General features: G+C 63.2%; 12 protein-coding genes. 5 read left to right on the top strand and 7 right to left on the bottom strand.

Annotated elements, in window-relative coordinates:
- Window positions 1-65 precede the first annotated feature (65 nt).
- A complete protein-coding gene (locus tag B0H98_RS07025; protein WP_106374359.1) occupies window positions 66-953 on the top strand; it encodes a CYTH domain-containing protein in 888 nt (295 codons plus the stop codon).
- A 103-nt stretch (window positions 954-1,056) separates the two neighbouring features.
- On the top strand, window positions 1,057-1,932 hold the full coding sequence (locus tag B0H98_RS07020; RefSeq protein WP_106374358.1) for an ion transporter: 876 nt from the start codon (window positions 1,057-1,059) through the stop codon (window positions 1,930-1,932).
- A 59-nt stretch (window positions 1,933-1,991) separates the two neighbouring features.
- On the opposite strand, the gene B0H98_RS07015 is transcribed toward B0H98_RS07020, so the two are convergent.
- Window positions 1,992-2,615, bottom strand: a complete 624-nt coding sequence (locus tag B0H98_RS07015; RefSeq protein ID WP_106374357.1) for an L-threonylcarbamoyladenylate synthase — start codon at window positions 2,613-2,615, stop codon at window positions 1,992-1,994.
- Between the two features lie 48 nt (window positions 2,616-2,663).
- Window positions 2,664-3,602 carry a PHP domain-containing protein gene (locus B0H98_RS07010; protein WP_106374356.1) on the bottom strand — a complete coding sequence of 313 codons (939 nt, stop codon included), beginning with the start codon at window positions 3,600-3,602 and terminating at the stop codon, window positions 2,664-2,666.
- 240 nt (window positions 3,603-3,842) lie between these two features.
- On the opposite strand from B0H98_RS07010, the gene B0H98_RS07005 reads away from it, so the two are divergent.
- Together B0H98_RS07005 and mnmC are read left to right on the top strand one after the other, a co-directional pair.
- Entirely contained in the window at window positions 3,843-4,142 is a 300-nt protein-coding gene (locus B0H98_RS07005; RefSeq protein ID WP_106374355.1) for a YciI family protein, read from the top strand.
- Between the two features lie 156 nt (window positions 4,143-4,298).
- Window positions 4,299-6,296: a bifunctional tRNA (5-methylaminomethyl-2-thiouridine)(34)-methyltransferase MnmC2/FAD-dependent 5-carboxymethylaminomethyl-2-thiouridine(34) oxidoreductase MnmC1 gene (mnmC, locus tag B0H98_RS07000; protein WP_106374354.1), complete on the top strand. Its 1,998-nt coding sequence runs from the start codon at window positions 4,299-4,301 to the stop codon at window positions 6,294-6,296.
- Here mnmC and B0H98_RS06995 read toward each other — a convergent pair.
- The 4 genes from B0H98_RS06995 to B0H98_RS06980 form a co-directional block, all read right to left on the bottom strand.
- Window positions 6,290-6,562: a YheU family protein gene (locus B0H98_RS06995; RefSeq protein WP_106374353.1), complete on the bottom strand. Its 273-nt coding sequence runs from the start codon at window positions 6,560-6,562 to the stop codon at window positions 6,290-6,292. The two genes, mnmC and B0H98_RS06995, sit on opposite strands and share 7 nt — an antisense overlap.
- Window positions 6,559-8,595 carry an NAD-dependent DNA ligase LigA gene (gene ligA, locus B0H98_RS06990; protein ID WP_106374352.1) on the bottom strand — a complete coding sequence of 679 codons (2,037 nt, stop codon included), beginning with the start codon at window positions 8,593-8,595 and terminating at the stop codon, window positions 6,559-6,561. The genes B0H98_RS06995 and ligA overlap by 4 nt, the downstream gene beginning before the upstream one ends.
- Window positions 8,596-8,689: 94 nt before the next feature.
- Complete coding sequence (gene zipA / locus B0H98_RS06985; protein WP_106374351.1) at window positions 8,690-10,459, bottom strand: cell division protein ZipA; 1,770 nt, start codon at window positions 10,457-10,459, stop codon at window positions 8,690-8,692.
- A 461-nt stretch (window positions 10,460-10,920) separates the two neighbouring features.
- On the bottom strand, window positions 10,921-11,799 hold the full coding sequence (locus tag B0H98_RS06980) for a LysR family transcriptional regulator (protein ID WP_106374350.1): 879 nt from the start codon (window positions 11,797-11,799) through the stop codon (window positions 10,921-10,923).
- A gap of 124 nt (window positions 11,800-11,923) precedes the next feature.
- Here B0H98_RS06980 and B0H98_RS06975 point away from each other — a divergent pair, with 124 nt between their 5' ends.
- Window positions 11,924-13,093 carry a mandelate racemase/muconate lactonizing enzyme family protein gene (locus B0H98_RS06975; protein WP_106374349.1) on the top strand — a complete coding sequence of 390 codons (1,170 nt, stop codon included), beginning with the start codon at window positions 11,924-11,926 and terminating at the stop codon, window positions 13,091-13,093.
- 20 nt (window positions 13,094-13,113) lie between these two features.
- Here B0H98_RS06975 and smc read toward each other — a convergent pair whose 3' ends face one another.
- On the bottom strand, window positions 13,114-16,608 hold the full coding sequence (smc, locus tag B0H98_RS06970; RefSeq protein ID WP_106374348.1) for a chromosome segregation protein SMC: 3,495 nt from the start codon (window positions 16,606-16,608) through the stop codon (window positions 13,114-13,116).
- Window positions 16,609-16,614: the final 6 nt, after the last annotated feature.

Raw genomic sequence — 16,614 nt, 5'->3', positions numbered from 1 at the left:
ATGAAAAGTTCATATTGACATCGAAAAATTCATCAACACGTCATCACCTAAGGGTGGCTATTGTCATGGAAAATGCAACACCAATTGAAGTCGAACTCAAACTGGCGCTGGCGCCACCCGGCGTCGAGGCACTCAAGCATCACCCGCTGTTGGCAGGTAGCGCCCCGCTTACCCAGACACTTGCCAACCGTTATTTCGACACGCCAGACGACGCGCTCGCCCGCGCGCGCATTGCCGTACGCCTGCGCCAGGTGGACACCCAGGTGCTGCAAACGGTAAAGACCGCAGGCCAGGGCGGCGGCGGGCTTTCCAGCCGCCAGGAGTGGGAGTGGCCGGTAAAAAGTGCCGAACTGGATCAACAGGGGCTGGCTGCCCTGCCCCCTTTCCAAGGCGCGCTTGGCGCGCAGCTTGACCAACTAACCCCTCGGCTGCGTACCGATTTCACCCGGCGCAGCTGGCAGCTTGACTGGCAGGGCAGCCATATCGAGCTGGTGCTGGATCAGGGCGAGATCGAGAGCGGCGCGTACACCACGCCCATTTGTGAAGTGGAGCTCGAGCTTAAAGACGGGTCATCAGAGGCGCTCTGGTCGCTGGCCCTGGCACTCGCGGAACACGTACCGCTTCGTCCGTCAGACAGCAGCAAGGCGGCACGCGGCGCCGCGCTTCGCGCCCAGCAGTGGCCGCTGCCGAACGCCCAGACCCCGGGCCAGTGGCTGCACCGCGCCACCCTCGCCCTCGATGCGTTCCACGACAGTAAGGATTCCACCTACCTCAAAGACGCCCGCGAGGCGCTTGAGCAGCTGGCAAGCCATCCCGCCCTGGCCGATGACCTGAAAGCACTGGCAGGCCGCCTGCCCGGAGCGCTCGATGACGACGGCCAGCCAAGCACCGCCTATGGCGTGACGCTACTGACGCTTTCCCATCGTTTGGCGCTGCAAAGCGCGCTAAGCTAGCGTTATCCAGAGACACCGCCTGATAAACCGGTAACACCCAAGACGCGCTTGCCGCTACTACCTATCGCGGCGGCAGGTGGTTTTCCATTTCGCCAGGACCTTTATGAGCTTTCATCTGACCCCTGCTGCCGAAGGGCTTCGCACGCAGCTGTTTCATATTATCTTTGAGTCCGATACCCCTGCGGCCAAAGGGTTCGATATTGCGCTGATCATCATGATCCTGGGCAGCGTAGCGGTGATCCTGCTGGGTAGCGTGCAGGACATCTCCCAGGAGTACGGCTGGCTTTTCTACTATCTGGAGTGGAGTTTCACGATACTGTTCACCGTGGAGCTTGCCGTGCGCATCTACTGCCTCGAGCGCCCCACCGTCTACCTGAAAAGTTTTTATGGCGTGGTCGATCTGATCTCCATCCTGCCCGCCTGGCTGGTACTGCTGATGCCCGGCTTCCATGCGCTGGTGATTATCCGCTTTTTGCGCGTACTGCGTATTTTCCGCATTCTGCGCCTGATGGAGTTTGTCGGTGAAGGACGCCTGCTGATCGAGGCGTTGAAACGCAGCGTACGCCAGGTACTGCTGTTTTTTTGCAGCATCTTCATGGTCGTCACCATGTTCGCGGCGCTCATGTACACCATCGAGTCGCCGGAAACCGGCTTTACCAGCATTCCCATGTCGATCTACTGGGCCGTGGTCAGTGTGACCACCGTGGGCTACGGGGATATCGTGCCGGGCACGCAGCTGGGCAAGGCGATTACCGTCCTATTGATCCTGATCGGCTATTCGATCATCGCGGTGCCCACCGGCATCTTCTCGGCCCAGGTCATCCGCTCCATCCGTGAAGACCGCTACTCCGACGAAGCCTGCCCCGGCTGCGGCTACGACCGCCACGAAAAGCGCGCCCGCTACTGCCTGCGCTGCGGTACCTGGCTGGATGAAAACAGCGAGGACCCGCGCAAGGAGAAGCAGGCGAAAGAGACCTAAAAACCGTACAGTCGACGTGAGCGCCATGTCCTTGTGGCCAAGGGCATGGCGGGGGGATGTCAGCTGGCGAAGGGGGCCGTATCGCCGCGGCCTTCGCGCACGATCCTGGGCGGCAGCTCGCGTAGATCGATCACGCTGGTAGGGTCCAGGTGGCAGGCGCCGCCGTCGATGATCAGATCCAGATGCGCGCCAAAGCGCTCGCGGATCTCTTCCGGGTCACTCATGGGTAGCGCCTCGCCTACCGGAATCAGCGTCACGCTCATCAGCGGCTCGCCAAGGGCTTCGAGCAGCGCATGGGTAATGCGGTGGTCGGGCACGCGCACGCCAATCGAGCGGCGCTTGGGATGCAGCAGCAGGCGCGGCACCTCGGTGGTGGCGTCCAGAATGTAGGTGTAAGGCCCCGGCGTATGCGCTTTCAGCAGCCGAAAGATGGCGTTATCCACCTTGGCATAGGTGCCGATTTCGGAAAGATCCGAACACACCAGGGTGAAGTTGTGCTTGTCATCCAGCGAGCGCAGCCATTTGATCTTCTCGATGGCTTTTTTCTCGCCCAGATGGCAGCCCAGCGCGTAGCCGGAATCCGTGGGGTACGCGACCACACCGCCCTTGCGAATAATCTCGATGGATTGATCGATCAGGCGCTTTTGCGGATTTTCTGGATGTATCTGGAAGTACTGGCTCATTGTCTGCTCCTGGCCGTTGGCGCGTTTCAGTCCATTGGATAATGCTACTCATACCATAGCTGATGCAGCGGCTAATGGCCCTGGTGGCGCATCGCGCAGGTGCATCAGGCGCGGGTGCTGCCAGATGGGCGGCGCGGCGGTACGCGGCACCACGCTCATGCTGCCGGGGGCGGCGTGGCTGCCGGGGAAGTGAAAATCACTCCCCATCGAGGCGTAAAACCCGCGCTCGACCAGCTGACGGGCCAGGTCGCGGGTGCTGTCCGGGTTCTGCTGACCGCTGACCAGCTCGGCCGCATCGCCGCCGGCGGCCTGAAAATCATCCATCAGCAGCCCGCGCTTGCGCCGGGTCAACCCGTAGCGCAGCGGATGGGCGATGACCGCCACGCCGCCTGAGTCCACCACCCACCTGACGGCATCGCCGATTTCCGGCCAGTGGGCCTTTACGTCGCCCTTCTTGCCGCTGCCCAGATAGCGCTTGAACGCCGTGGCCCAGTCCGCCACCAGGCCTTCGGCTACCAGTGCCCGGGCGAAATCCGGCCGCCCCAATGGGCGGTCGCTGCCGGCCTGCTGACGGGCTTTTTCCAAGGCGTTTTCAAGGCCCGCTTTCTCCAGGCGCTGGGCAATTACCTCGGCACGCTGAATGCGCGCCTGACGCTGCTGTTCAAGCCCCTCAATCAGCGGGCCTTGAACGCCGCCGGGCATCAGTGCCACCACGTGGATGTTGATGCCCTGCCAGCGAGTGGATAACTCGCAGCCGGGTACCAGGCAGAGCCCCGCCTGACGCGCCGCCTGCCCAGCTTCATCGATGCCCGCCATGGTGTCGTGGTCGGTCAGCGACATATGGGTAAGGCCGCGCGCGGCGCACAGCTCGACAAGCTCGGTCGGCGTCATGGCACCGTCCGAGGCCGTCGAGTGCATATGCAGGTCCACGGAATAGCGCTGGTCGGCGTCGAACACCGCGGGGAGTAACGTTGGAAATAGGGGCATGGGCATGACGCCGTGTGGCGAGTTTGTCAGAATAGAAGTGTCGACCCGGCACTGTCATGAGGCTGAGTGCCGGGCGGTTGACGAATGCCCGCCATGGTGCGCGCTTATACCGGTGCGGTCAATGCTGCCCAGAGCGCCTTGCCCTGTGCTTAAGGGCTAGGTTTTTAAGGACTGGGTTTTTAAGGACTGGGTTTTGAAAGACTAGATTTTGAAAGACTATGCTTTAAAGGAGTTATCCCCATGCTGTATGCAATCATGAGTGAAGACGTGGCCGATAGCCTGGAACGGCGCATGGCCGCCCGGCCCGATCACCTGGCGCGTATTGAAACGCTGCGCGATGAAGGCCGCCTGGTGCTGGCAGGCCCCCACCCGGCGGTGGATACGGAAAACCCGGGGGAGGCGGGGTTCAGCGGCAGTCTGATCGTTGCTGAATTCGACAGCCTGGAGGCCGCACAGCACTGGGCGGACGCCGATCCATACATCATTGCAGGCGTGTATGCCAAGGTAATTGTGAAGCCGTTCAAGAAAGTTATGCCTTGACCAAGGGGGGCGACTGTGGAGGGTCCGACGGCTTTTTCACAGAGCCTGTGGAAAACTCTGTGCAAACCCGGCGGACGCTTTTCGCTAAGCCAGAGATAGCGCCCCGATTGACAGATTGGCTATTTTTTAACCACCTCTACCACTACGGATATCCGCGTGACCCAGCGCCCGACAGCTTTGCCCCCGTTAACGGCGCTAAGCGCCCCATCGCTCACCTGGAGCGACACTTCACCGCACTCTGACGCCTTCGATGACGTCTATTTTTCCCGCGAGGATGGGCGCGCCGAAACCGAGCACGTTTTTCTGGGCGCCAACCGCCTGCCCGAACGTTTCGCGGGTTGGCAAGGCACGCGTGCGTTTGTGGTGGGGGAAACCGGCTTCGGCACGGGGCTCAACATGCTCTGCGCCTGGGCCTGCTTCGAGCAGTACGCCCCCGAAGGCGCCCGCCTGCACCTGTTATCCACAGAGAAGTACCCGATGGAGCGGGCATCGCTTGAACGCGCCCTGCGCGCCTGGCCGTCGCTTGCAAGTTATTCACAAGTGCTGTGTGCGCAGTGGCCTGCGGCGGTCAGCGGTATCCACCGCCTGCACTTGAGCCCGCGCGTGACGCTGGATCTGCACTTTGGCGATACCACCGAGCGCCTGGCGCTGCTGGACGGCCAGGTGGACGCCTGGTTCCTGGATGGCTTCGCGCCCTCCAAGAACCCCCAGATGTGGCAGCCGGAACTCTTTGAAGCCATGGCCGCCCGCTCACGGCCCGGCGCCACCTTCGCCACCTTTACCTGCGCCGGCGTGGTCAAGCGCGGTTTGAAGGCGGCGGGGTTCAGCTGGAAGAAGGTGCCGGGGTTTGGGCGCAAACGAGAAATGCTGGCCGGGGCAATCGAGACACCGCCTGTGGACACGCGCCGTGCTGCCACGCCCTGGTTTACCCCGCCACACGCCTTGCCCGCCCGCCACGTAGCGGTGATTGGCGCCGGCATTGCCGGATGCAGCGTGGCGGCGGCACTCGCCCGGCGCGGTATTCACGTCACCGTTATCGAGCGCGAGGCGCCGGGGGCCGGCGCGTCGGGCAATCGTCAGGGGGCGCTTTATGTAAAGCTTGCCGCCGACACCAACCATCAAAGCCGGTTTTATCTTGGCGGCCTACTGTACAGCCAGCGCTGGCTTGACCAGTTGAAAGCTCCTGAACTATGGCAGCCCTGCGGCGTGGTGCAGCTTGCCCTGAGCGATAAAGAGGCCCGGCGCCAGCAGCGTTTCAGTGCCCAGCATCTGCTGCCGGAAAGCGTGGTTCGCCCACTCAGCGCTGGATTGAGCGAAACCGCCGGGGCGACTATCGACGCTCAGCACGCCCTGTTTTATCCCCAGGCTGGCTGGGTGCGCCCCAAGGCACTCTGTGAGCACTTACTTCAAACGCCCGGCATTACGCTTGAGCAGGGCAGCGTCACTCGGCTTGCGCGTGAGCAGGCCGCCTGGCAGCTGGACCTCGAGGATGGCCGTACGCTCAGCGCCGACCAGGTGGTGATTGCAAGCGCTCACTACGCCAACGCCTTCGAGCAGACGGCAAGCCTGCCGCTTCAGCAGGTGCGCGGCCAGGTCAGTGAAGTGAGGCTTCCCGACGGCGTGGAAGGGCCGAAACGCGTGGTGTGTGCGGGAGGTTACGTGTCACCGGCGCTTGATGGCGTGCTCACCTTTGGCGCGAGCTTTATCCCCAACAGTGCCGATACCGCGGTGACCGCCGAGGATCACCAGCGCAATGTGGATGAACTGCGCCAGACGCTGCCCGCGCTGGTGGCCGAGATGGAAAGCGCAGGGCTGGATGTGACCCCGGCGGCGCTTGAAGGCCGCGCCGCGGTGCGGGCGGCAAGTCCGGATAAAACACCCTACGCAGGCCCGGTGCCCGACGCGCCCGCCTGGAACGCGGCCTACGCGCGGCTCAGCAAGGATGCCTCGAAGGTGCCGGAAACGCCGGGTGAGCATCATCCGGGGCTGTGGATATCCACCGCCCACGGCTCGCGAGGGCTTTCAAGCGCTCCGCTATGCGCCGAACTGATTGCTTCCCGCTTGTGCGACGACCCCCTGCCGCTGGAAGCGCCGCTGGTGGATCATCTTCACCCGGGGCGGCGCATCATCAGTGCGCTGGTGCGCGCTCAGTAGTCGCCCTCTTCCTCGTCATCCGCCAGGTCGCGGCCAAAGGAGCGCCACTGGGCCAGGGTCATGACTTCGGTCATCTCGAGTTTCAGGTCGTGGGCGATGATCAGCTCGCTGCGCGCCAGCTGCTTCTTGAGCTCTTCCACCCACCCGGCCATGCCCGTGCCGGTGTCGGTGGTGTCGTAGCCCTGGCGGGTCACGAAGGCTTCCAGCAGCGCATTCAGCGTTTCCGGCGGCAGCATGCGCGCCGGCACTTCGATAAAGCGGCTCATTGGCTCTGCTCCCATTGGTTCAGGCGCTCGATAAAGGTGGCTTCATCCACCACTTCAACGCCCAGCTCTTCGGCCTTGGCAAGCTTGCTGCCCGCCGCCTCGCCGGCCACCAGTGCGGTGGTCTTCTTGGAGACGCTGCCTGCAACCTTGGCACCCAGCGCCTGCAGCCGCGCCTTGCCCTCATCGCGGGTCATGCTTTCCATGGCGCCGGTAAGTACCCAGGTCTGGCCCTCGAGCGGCGTGGGGCCCTGGGTCACTTCCGCCTCTTCCCAGGTCACGCCGGCCTCGATCAAGGCCGCGATGGTGTCCTGATTGTGCGGCTGCTGGAAGAAGGTATGCACGTGGACGGCAACGATCGGGCCGACATCATTGACGGCTTCGAGCGCGGCCTGATCGGCGGCCTGCAGCGCCTGCAGCGTGCCGAAATGGCGGGCGAGATTGGCGGCGGTGGCTTCGCCCACCTCACGAATGCCGAGCGCGTAGATGAACCGGGCAAGCGTGGTGGTCTTGGCTTTCTCCAGCGCGTTCACCAAGTTGATCGAGGACTTCTCGCCCATGCGCGGCAGCTCCTGGAGCTGGGCGGCGCTCAGGTGGAAAAGATCCGCCGGCGTCTTCACCCAGTCAAGCTCGACCAGCTGGTCGATCAGCTTGACGCCCAGGCCGTCCACGTCCAGCGCCTTGCGGCTGGCAAAGTGCTTGAGGGCTTCCTTGCGCTGGGCGGGGCAGAAAAGCCCGCCGGAGCAGCGCGCCACCGCCTCGCCCTCCACGCGCTCGATATCCGAGCCGCACACCGGGCAGTGGTCGGGGAACGCGATAGCTTTCGCATCCTCGGGGCGCTTTTCCTTGTCCACCCGGACGACCTGAGGAATGACATCGCCCGCCCGGCGGATGGCGACGGTATCGCCAATCATCACGCCAAGACGCGTAATCTCGTCGGCGTTGTGCAGCGTGGCGTTAGAGACCGTCACGCCCGCCACGCTGACCGGCTCGAGCCTGGCCACCGGAGTGATGGCGCCGGTACGGCCTACCTGGAACTCGACATCGTTCAGCGTGGTGACTTCTTCCTGGGCCGGGTACTTGAACGCCGTGGCCCAGCGCGGGGCGCGAGCGACAAAGCCCAGCTCGCGCTGGTAGCGCAGCGCGTTGACCTTGATCACCACCCCGTCGATATCATAGCCAAGCCCATCGCGCTTCTCGCCCAGCTGCTCGCAGTACTCTGCCACGGCTTCGGGGCCGGTCAGCACTTTCAGCTCCGCGCTCGAGCGAAAGCCCAGCTTGATCAGCCGGGCCATCAGTTCGCTGTGGGTAGTGTCGCCCAGGTCCGGCTCCAGGCGCGCGGCCTGGTAGGCGTGAAACTCCAGCGGGCGGGTGGCGGTCACTTTCGGGTCCAGCTGGCGCAGGCTGCCCGCGGCGGCGTTGCGCGGGTTGGCAAACACCTTGCTGCCCTCTTCCCGGGCGCGCTCGTTAAGCGCCTCGAACCCGTCGTGGCGCATGATCACTTCACCACGCACTTCCAGAAGCTCTGGAATGTGCTTGCCCATCAGTTTCAAGGGCACCGAACGCAGCGTGCGCAGGTTGGAGGTAATGCCCTCGCCGGTGCGCCCATCGCCCCGGGTGGCGCCGCTGACCAGCACGCCCTGCTCGTACACCAGTGACACCGCCGCGCCGTCGAGCTTGGGTTCGCAGGTAAACTCCACCTCGTTGGCCGCGCACTCCAGGCGCTCGGCCACGCGCTCGGCGAAGGCGACGATATCCTCGCGGCTGAAGGCGTTATCCAGAGACAGCATGGGGATGGCATGGGCCACCGAAGGAAAGCCGTCAGCGGGGGCCGCGCCCACACGCTGGGTGGGTGAATCCGGCGAGATCAGCTCGGGGTATTCGGCTTCCACCTGCTTCAAGCGCTGCAACCGGCGATCGTAGTCGGCATCTGTAAACGTCGGCTCATCCAGCACGTAGTAACGGTAGTTGGCTTCATCAAGCTCGGCGCGCAGCTTGGTAACCTCTTCCAGCAGGTGGGGATCGGGCTGACTCATTACGTGGTTTCCATCGTACAGACTAAAAAAGGGTATCTATTAACGAAAACACCCGCCCTCTGCAAGAAGGCGGGTGTTTAAGTGCAGGCGCTGACTAGTGCGCGTGCACATGCCGATGCAGGCGGTGGCGGCGTTCGAAGTCATGCACCCGCTGGCGGGCAAACTCGATGGTCTGGGCCGTCATGACGCTGCGGTGTTCATCCTTCAACTCACCGCCCATATGGCGCACCACGACCATGGCCGTTTCCACCATGGCTTCAAAGGCTGCGGAGCTGTCTACCGCTCCTGGCAGCGGCATCAGGAAGGTAACGCCTGGGGTCATGAACTCGCCCATCTCTTCGATGGGGAAGGTACCGGGCTTGACCACGTTGATCATCGAGAACTGTAGCTCGCTGTCCGCGCTCTCGGTTTCAAAGCGGTGGAAAACACCCATGGGGCGGCTGTAGCGCAGGCCACAGGCCATGATCAGATCCAGCAGTTTGCTGCCATCGAAACCTTCCGGATCGCGGGAGAGCACGCTGATGACAATGACTTCATCGGCGTTGGAGAGCGTCTCCTTGGCGTTTTCACCGGATACATCGTGGCGCAGGGCTTTTTCAAGGGTCGGATGGGCACGTACTACCGAGTCCTGGGCATAGTGTGCCGTGGCTTCGTCAGCGTAGTCGTCATAGCCTTGCTCGTCGTAGCCTTGCTCGTCGTACTGGGCGCGATCATCGTAGTCGTTAACATAGCGGGGGGCGTCGTGCGCCGGTGCTTCATGGCGCGGCGCGGCGCGCTGAGCTTCGGCGGCAAGGGCAGCGGCTTCACGCGCCTTGGCATGCTCCTGGGCCAAACGGGCTTTTTCGGCCTCGGCAGCTTCCTTGGCTTCGCGGCGCTGTTCTGCTTCAAGCGCCTTGCGCTCGGCCTTCTGTTTGGCTCTCGCTTCGGCTTGCACAGCCTTTTCCGCTTTCTTGCGCGCTTTCTCTTTACGGCGAATGATCAGGCGGCGCTTGAGCGAACGGCCCATACCTTCAAAGTCGACCAGGCGGTACTCGTCAACCGCATCATCATCGAGCTCATCAAGTTCACCGGCGATATCGTCACGCAGCTGGCGGCGCTTGGGCGCATCCTGTTTGGCAAATACCGCGTCTTCGGGCTCGGCGCGCAGCACAGGCTCGGCCTGTTCGACGCTTGCAGCAGGCGTAACGTGACTCTCCTTATTCACCGCCGGTGCTTCATCGGCAGTGGATAGGGAGATAGACGGCGCGTCGACAGGCCGCTCACTTGGGGCAGGCGCCTTGGTCGCAAGCTCAGCTTGCGGGGTAGTTTCGGCAGTACGTGTCTGCTCGGCAGCCAGCGATTCAGCAGCGGGCGCGGCCGGTGCTTCAGCGCGGGCAGAAACGTCAGGTTCATTATCAAATGAAAAACTGGGTTCGCGGCGTTCCGGCTCGGCAACCGGGGCTGGCCTGGTAGCAGGCTGCGGGGCTTGGGCGGGCGCCACCTGAGCTGCAGGCTGTGGCTTGGTGGCAACGGGTTCAGCGGCAGGTGCCTTACGCTTGGGGGCCGCCTTGGCAAAGGTACGGCGAAACTCGGAAAGCACGCGGGAAGGCCCGGGGTGTTCCTGACGCTCAAGCTTGGGCTTTTTGCCCAGGCCGCTGTAATCGGCAGGTTTGACGACGCGCGCGCCGCCGTTAGGCAGCTCCCAGTTGATTTCGGCTTCCTTTACCTCATCATCAAGGTCGGTGATCTTCGCTTCGGGGAGATCCTTGACCGCTTGATCCAGGCGGGGTACACGCCGCTGGCGCTGAAGCCTTCGCACACCGTCAATCACGATGAGCGACACCAGCGCCAGCCCTAAAATGATTAGCCACTCTCTTAATTCCATGTTGAACATTCCATGGGTCATCTTACCGGTTGCCAAGGCACCATGCCTGAAGCTCGAGTCCTTCCAGGTGACTGCTGGTCACCAAGCATGGCACGGTTGCTACGAAAAGGGCCATCCTGTGCCGTTTTTCAGGCGCTAGCCGATCTTTCAACGATTTTAAAAGCCAATGTTCGACTCTGACGGCGAGTTTTGGTGCCGTGCATTTTCGTTTTAATCGTAATAAAAGGCACTGACTTTTTACACTTAACATGTTTACTTAAACATCTAATCAGCACTGACCGTAATACTGTCAAATCAATACTGTACAAAAACTCAGTTTACTGCTTGACGTTCTTCGAGTGCCCTGCTCTACCATAGCATCAACCACAATCTTATAATGATCAATATAGAGAAGTTGAGCCTTTTTACACATTTTTTTATTAATTTGGTTAACTTTGTTAACGCTTGTAGCGATTATCGAATCAGCCTTTCGCTAGCCTCTTCCAGAACATATCGGGAAAGCCGCCAACCGCCCCGCGATGGCGGGTCAGATGAATCTCGAGCGGTATGTCCCACGCAGGCTCCCGCCCGCGCACCAGCTTTCCTTCTGCAATTTCCTGTTCTGCAAGGCTTTTGGGTATCCAGGCGAGTCCCTTGTTCTCGAGCGCCATGGACATCAGCACGGCGGCCTGATGACTTTCAAAATACGACGCCTGAGGCAGGGCCTGGGAATTTTCAGCAAGCCAATGGCTGACCACCCGACCAAGCCCGGATGCCTGGGTGTAGGCCAGATACGGGATTGCTTCACGCGTCCCTTGTGTCGAAAGCTCGCGGCCGATCAGCGGCATTAACGTGTCTTCCCCTATTTTCAGGCTTTCAAACTGATCTGCTGGCAGCCGCGTGGGTACGGCCGCATGCCGGTGGCTGAGTAGAAACTGGCAATCGCCGTGAAGCAGCAGTTGCTCGCAGGCGGCCATGGTGTCCGAGTGAAGGCGCAGCGCCTCCATGGGGGCGCCCTGCTCGAGCGTGCGAATCCAGCGCGGAAAGAAGGTGAACGACAGTGAGTGAGTGGCGGCAAACTGCAGGGTTCTGTCCGCCTTGCCCTCGATTTCCTGCGCTTCGCGACGCAATCGGTAGAGCTGCCCTATCGCCTCGACGGCACCAGCCTGAATGTGCTTGCCGGCCTCGGTCAGCGTGGTGCCTTGTGGCGTGCGCACGAACAGGCCCACGCCCATCCATTGCTCGAGCGCGCGAATACGCCGGCTGAACGCGGGCTGGGTAATGTGTCGAGCCTCTGCTGCGCGCACGAAGCTTTTGTGTTCGGCAAGTGCTGCAAAGTCTTCAAGCCAGACGAGTTCCATAGGGCAATGCCGTTTTAGCATGGGGTGGCGAAGTAATAGCATTGGGCAGGGCCGGTTGTCACCCTTAGGGTAAGGCTTACCGACTTACCGCTTACCTGCCCCAAGGGCCTTCAAGGAGTGTGCCATGCGCATTGTCGAGATTCGCGAAAAGACCGTTTCCATCGCCTCCCCTATTGCCAACGCCTATATCGACTTTTCAAAGATGACCTGCTCGGTGGTCGCCGTGGTGACGGATGTGATCCGCGACGGCAAGCCGGTGATCGGCTACGGGTTCAACTCCAACGGCCGCTACGGCCAGGGCGCGCTGATGCGCGACCGCTTTCTGGACCGTATCAGCGAGGCGGACCCGGATAGCCTGATTGATCAGGAACGCGACAACCTGGACCCGTTTGCCATCTGGGACACCCTGATGAAAAACGAAAAACCCGGCGGTCACGGCGAACGCTCGGTGGCGGTGGGCACCATCGACATGGCGGTGTGGGACGCGGTGGCCAAGATCGAAGGCAAGCCGCTCTACCGCCTGCTGGCCGAGCGTTACAAGAACGGCCAGGCCGACGACAAGGTGTGGGTCTATGCTGCCGGTGGCTACTACTACCCCGGCAAGGACCACACCAAGCTGCAGGAGGAGATGAAGAGCTACCTGGACCGTGGCTACAACGTGGTGAAGATGAAGATCGGCGCGGCCCCGCTTGACGAGGACCTTCGCCGGATCGACGCGGTGCTGGACGTCGTGGGTGACGGCAGCCGCCTGGCGGTGGACGCCAACGGCCGCTTTGATCTAAAGACCGCCATCGCCTACGCCGAAGCGCTCAAGCCTTACCACCTTTTCTGGTACGAGGAAGCCGGTGACCCGCTGGATTACGCGCTTCAGGCCGAGCTTGCCGATCACTACGCGCTGCCCATGGCCACCGGCGAAAACCTGTTCTCTCATCAGGATGCGCGCAACCTGCTACGCCACGGCGGCATGCGCGCCGACCGGGATTTCGTGCAGTTCGACTGCGCGCTCTCCTACGGGCTGGTGGAGTACATGCGCACGCTCAAGGTGATGGATGAAATGGGCTGGTCGTCGCGCCGCGTGGTGCCCCACGGCGGCCATCAGATGTCGCTCAATATCGCCGCCGGCCTGCATCTGGGCGGCAACGAGTCCTACCCGGATGTCTTCCAGCCCTTTGGCGGCTTTGCCGACGGCATTCAGGTGGAAAACGGCTACGTCGGCCTGCCCGATATTCCCGGCGTAGGCTTTGAAGCCAAATCGAAGTTGTATGCCGTCATGCGTGAGCTGGGCGAAGGCTAGCTTCCCCCAGTCTCACCGCTTCAGTCCACCAGCGCCGCGGCTTCATCGATACCCACGGATACCAGGCGCGACACGCCGGGCTCCTGCATGGTCACCCCCATCAGGCGCTCGGCGGCTTCCATGGCGATCTTGTTGTGGGTGATGTAGATGAACTGGACGTTTTCCGACATCTCTTTTACCAGCTTGGCGTAGCGGCCCACGTTGGCGTCATCCAGCGGCGCATCCACCTCGTCGAGCATGCAGAACGGCGCCGGGTTGAGCTGGAAGATGGAAAACACCAGCGACAGCGCCGTCAGCGCCTTTTCACCACCGGACAGCAGGTGAATGGTGCTGTTCTTCTTGCCCGGCGGTCGCGCCATGATGGCCACACCGGTTTCCAGCAGGTCATCGCCGGTCAGCGTCAACCAGGCTGCCCCGCCGCCGAAGACACGCGGGAAGAGTTCCTGCAGCCCGCTGTTCACCTGATCGAACGTCTCCCGGAAACGCACCCGCGTCTCCTGATCGATGCGCTTGATCGCCCGCTCCAGGGTTTCCAGCGCTTCGGTAAGCTCGGCGTGCTGGGCTTCCAGGTAGTTGCGCCGCTCGGCCTGCTGGTCGTACTCCTCGATGGCCGCAAGGTTGATCGCGCCCAGGCGGCGGATCTTCTCGCCGGTGCTTTCCAGCCGCTCCTGCCAGGCCTGCTCGCTGGCCTCACCCGGCAGATTTTCCGCCAGAGCCTCGGCGTCGTGGCCAAGCTCCGCGAGCTGCTCGTCCTGGGTTGCCGCCTTCAGGGCCAGTGCCTGTACATCCATGCGCCGCTGCTGCAGCTGCTCACGGCTCTGTTCAAGGTTGCGTTCGTGCTGCTGGCGGGCCAGCTCGTCGTTGCGCAACTGCTCGGCCAATCCCTGGGCCTGCTGGCGGGTGTCGTTGAGCCGCCGCTCCTGCTGCTCGCGCTGGTGCAGCAGCTCTTCGAGCTCTTCGCCGGCCAGCTCGTCGGGCTCCAGCAGCGCCTCGCGGGCCTCTTCAAGCTCGGCGATGCGCAGCGCCAGGCGCTCTTCGCTGTCGCTTGCGCGTGACTGCTGCGAGCGCAGGCTGTCGCGCTCGGCGGTCAAGCGTTCGCGCTCGAGCGCCAGGGTCTGCTGCTGGGCTTTTAGCGGCGCATGCTCGCGGGTCAGCTGCTCGCGCTGTTCGCGCAGGCGCCCGCGCTGCTCGCCGGTAGTCTCTCGGGCCTCGGCGGCGGCTTCCAGGGTCTCCATGGCGATATGCCAACGGGCGCGCTGCTCTTCCAGAGTGAGCGTTAACTCCGCCTCATCCTCCTGCAACTGGCTGAGTTCGGCGTCGAGCTCCGTGGCCCGGCCTTCCAGATGCTCGAGCTTCTGGGCGGCGCTGCGCTCCTTGATGGCCAGCTGCTGAAGGCTGGCCGCGTGGCTGCGCTCCTGCTCGGCCTGCTGTTCGCGGGCAAGCTCGAGTGCCTCGATCGTCTCGCTTGCGGTGTCGCACTGCGCGTCCACCAGCGCCAGCGTCTGCTCGTCCGCTTCGCGCTGGGCGTCCAGCTCGTCGAACCGCCGACGCGTCACCAGCAGGCCATCGACGCCCTGGCCGTTGGCCTGCTGATGCAGCCAGCCGCGCCCGCGCCATACGCCGTCGCGGCTGACCACGCTTTCCCCTGGCGCAAGGCTTGCCGCCCGCTGCTCGGCCTCAAGGCCGGACTCCACGAAGTGAATACTTGCCAACCATTCACCCAGCGCACCGGCGCCGCTTACCAGCGAATCCAGCCGCTTGCCGTCGGTTGAAACGGCAGGTGCGGTATCATCGATCAAACACCAGTCGGTGGCCAGCGCCTCCGGCAGCGCGGCCAGCTGATGGCTTGCGACCAACCGGGCATTCAGCCAGGGCGCCAGCAGCCAGGAGATGACGGTTTCCCAGCCCGGCGTGACGCTCAGGGTCTCGCCCAGACGCGGGGCATCGCTCAGGCCGTGGGTGGCAAGCGTGGCCTGCATATCCGGGTCGTGGTCAGCCAGGGCTGCGTCCATCAGCGCCTGCAGCGAAGCAAGCTCGCCCTGGCGCTGGCTCAAGCTGGCGCGCTTGTCATCGCGGGTGCGCGTGGCCTGCTGGTAGGCGTTCTTGGCTTCCAAGTACTGCTGCTGCCACTGCTCGCGGGTCTGGGTGAAGGCTTCGGCGCGCGCCTGTGCCTCTTCGAGCTGCGCCTGATACTGCAGGTGCTCTTCGCGCAGCGCGCTCAGATCTGCAAGCTCGCCGCGCTGCTGACGCCGGCGCTGGCCCTCGGCCTGCAGGCGCGCAATGCGCTGCTCCAGGTCGCGCAGCTGATCCTGGCTGCGTTCGGCTTCGCGGCTCGAGTCCCGCCAGCGATTTTCCGCCTCTGTCCACTGCTGCTCGGCGGCCTCCAGGGCTGGCGTGGTATCGGCAAGCGCCTGCTCCAGCGCTTCCAGCTGCTCTTCGAGCGCTTCGTGCTCCGGCGCCAGGTCTTCAAAGCGCTCGTCGATGGCGATCAGGCGTTCGCGGTCGCCTTCGCTGACCCGGCGCTGCTCGTCGAGATCGCGCCGGGCGGTGGCGATGTCCGCGGCCAGCTGGGCGTCGCGGCTCTTGCGGTGGGCCTGATCCTGCTCGAGCCTGGCAATGTGCGTGGTGGTCTCGAAGAACTGCTGCTGGTGGCGCTCGAGCACTTCCGCCAGCTCATCGTGCTGCTCGCGGGCCTGCTCGAGGCGGGTTTCGCACGCGCGTACGCCAAACACGTCCTTCTCGACGGCGGTTTCAAGCTCGCGTACCCGGCTCTCCTGCAACGACTGTTCGGCGCGCAGGGTGCGCCCGCGCAGCAGGGCAAGCTCGCCTTTGAGACGGTACTCCTGCTGCTTCAACTCCTGGTAGCGCTTGGCCGCTTCGGCCTGACGCTTCAGGCGCTCGAGCTGCTTGTCCAGCTCCTCGCGAATGTCGTCCAGGCGCTCCAGGTTTTCCTGCGTGCGGCGCATGCGGTTTTCGGTTTCCCGGCGGCGCTCCTTGTACTTGGAGATGCCCGCGGCTTCCTCGAGTGTCGAGCGCAGATCGTCCGGGCGGGCTTCAATGAGCCTCGAGATCATGCCCTGGCCGATGATCGCGTAGGAGCGCGGGCCCAGGCCCGTGCCCATGAACAGGTCAGCGATATCCCGGCGGCGACACTTCTGGCCGTTGAAGAAGTAGTTGGACTGACCGTCGCGGGTCACCAGGCGCTTGACCACGATTTCCGCGTACTGGGCATACACCCCGCCCATGGTGCCGTCGCGGTTGTCGAACTTGAGCTCGATGGAGGCCTGGCCCACGGGCTTGCGCCCGGTGGAGCCGTTGAAGATGACATCCGCCATGGACTCGCCGCGCAGGGTCTTGGCGGAGGATTCGCCCATCACCCAGCGTACGGCGTCGATGATGTTGGACTTGCCGCAGCCGTTGGGGCCGACGATCGCGGTCATGTTGCCGTCAAACGGCACCGTCACCGGGTCGACAAACGACTTGAAGCCCACCAGACGAATGGAGGTTAAACGCATGCCGGA

The organism is Vreelandella songnenensis (assembly GCF_003002925.1).
GTDB lineage: Bacteria > Pseudomonadota > Gammaproteobacteria > Pseudomonadales > Halomonadaceae > Vreelandella > Vreelandella songnenensis.
The sequence above is the reverse complement of the archived record's forward strand: the minus strand, read 5'-3'. Positions and strand labels throughout refer to the sequence as shown.

Coding starts and splice junctions, on each gene's coding strand:
- B0H98_RS07025 (WP_106374359.1), top strand. CDS start 66: ATGGAAAATGCAACACCAATTGAAGTCGAACTCAAACTGGCGCTGGCG.
- B0H98_RS06975 (WP_106374349.1), top strand. CDS start 11,924: ATGCGCATTGTCGAGATTCGCGAAAAGACCGTTTCCATCGCCTCCCCT.
- B0H98_RS07010 (WP_106374356.1), bottom strand. CDS start 3,602: ATGCCCCTATTTCCAACGTTACTCCCCGCGGTGTTCGACGCCGACCAG.
- B0H98_RS07020 (WP_106374358.1), top strand. CDS start 1,057: ATGAGCTTTCATCTGACCCCTGCTGCCGAAGGGCTTCGCACGCAGCTG.
- B0H98_RS06995 (WP_106374353.1), bottom strand. CDS start 6,562: ATGAGCCGCTTTATCGAAGTGCCGGCGCGCATGCTGCCGCCGGAAACG.
- smc (WP_106374348.1), bottom strand. CDS start 16,608: ATGCGTTTAACCTCCATTCGTCTGGTGGGCTTCAAGTCGTTTGTCGAC.
- B0H98_RS07005 (WP_106374355.1), top strand. CDS start 3,843: ATGCTGTATGCAATCATGAGTGAAGACGTGGCCGATAGCCTGGAACGG.
- ligA (WP_106374352.1), bottom strand. CDS start 8,595: ATGAGTCAGCCCGATCCCCACCTGCTGGAAGAGGTTACCAAGCTGCGC.
- B0H98_RS06980 (WP_106374350.1), bottom strand. CDS start 11,799: ATGGAACTCGTCTGGCTTGAAGACTTTGCAGCACTTGCCGAACACAAA.
- zipA (WP_106374351.1), bottom strand. CDS start 10,459: ATGGAATTAAGAGAGTGGCTAATCATTTTAGGGCTGGCGCTGGTGTCG.
- B0H98_RS07015 (WP_106374357.1), bottom strand. CDS start 2,615: ATGAGCCAGTACTTCCAGATACATCCAGAAAATCCGCAAAAGCGCCTG.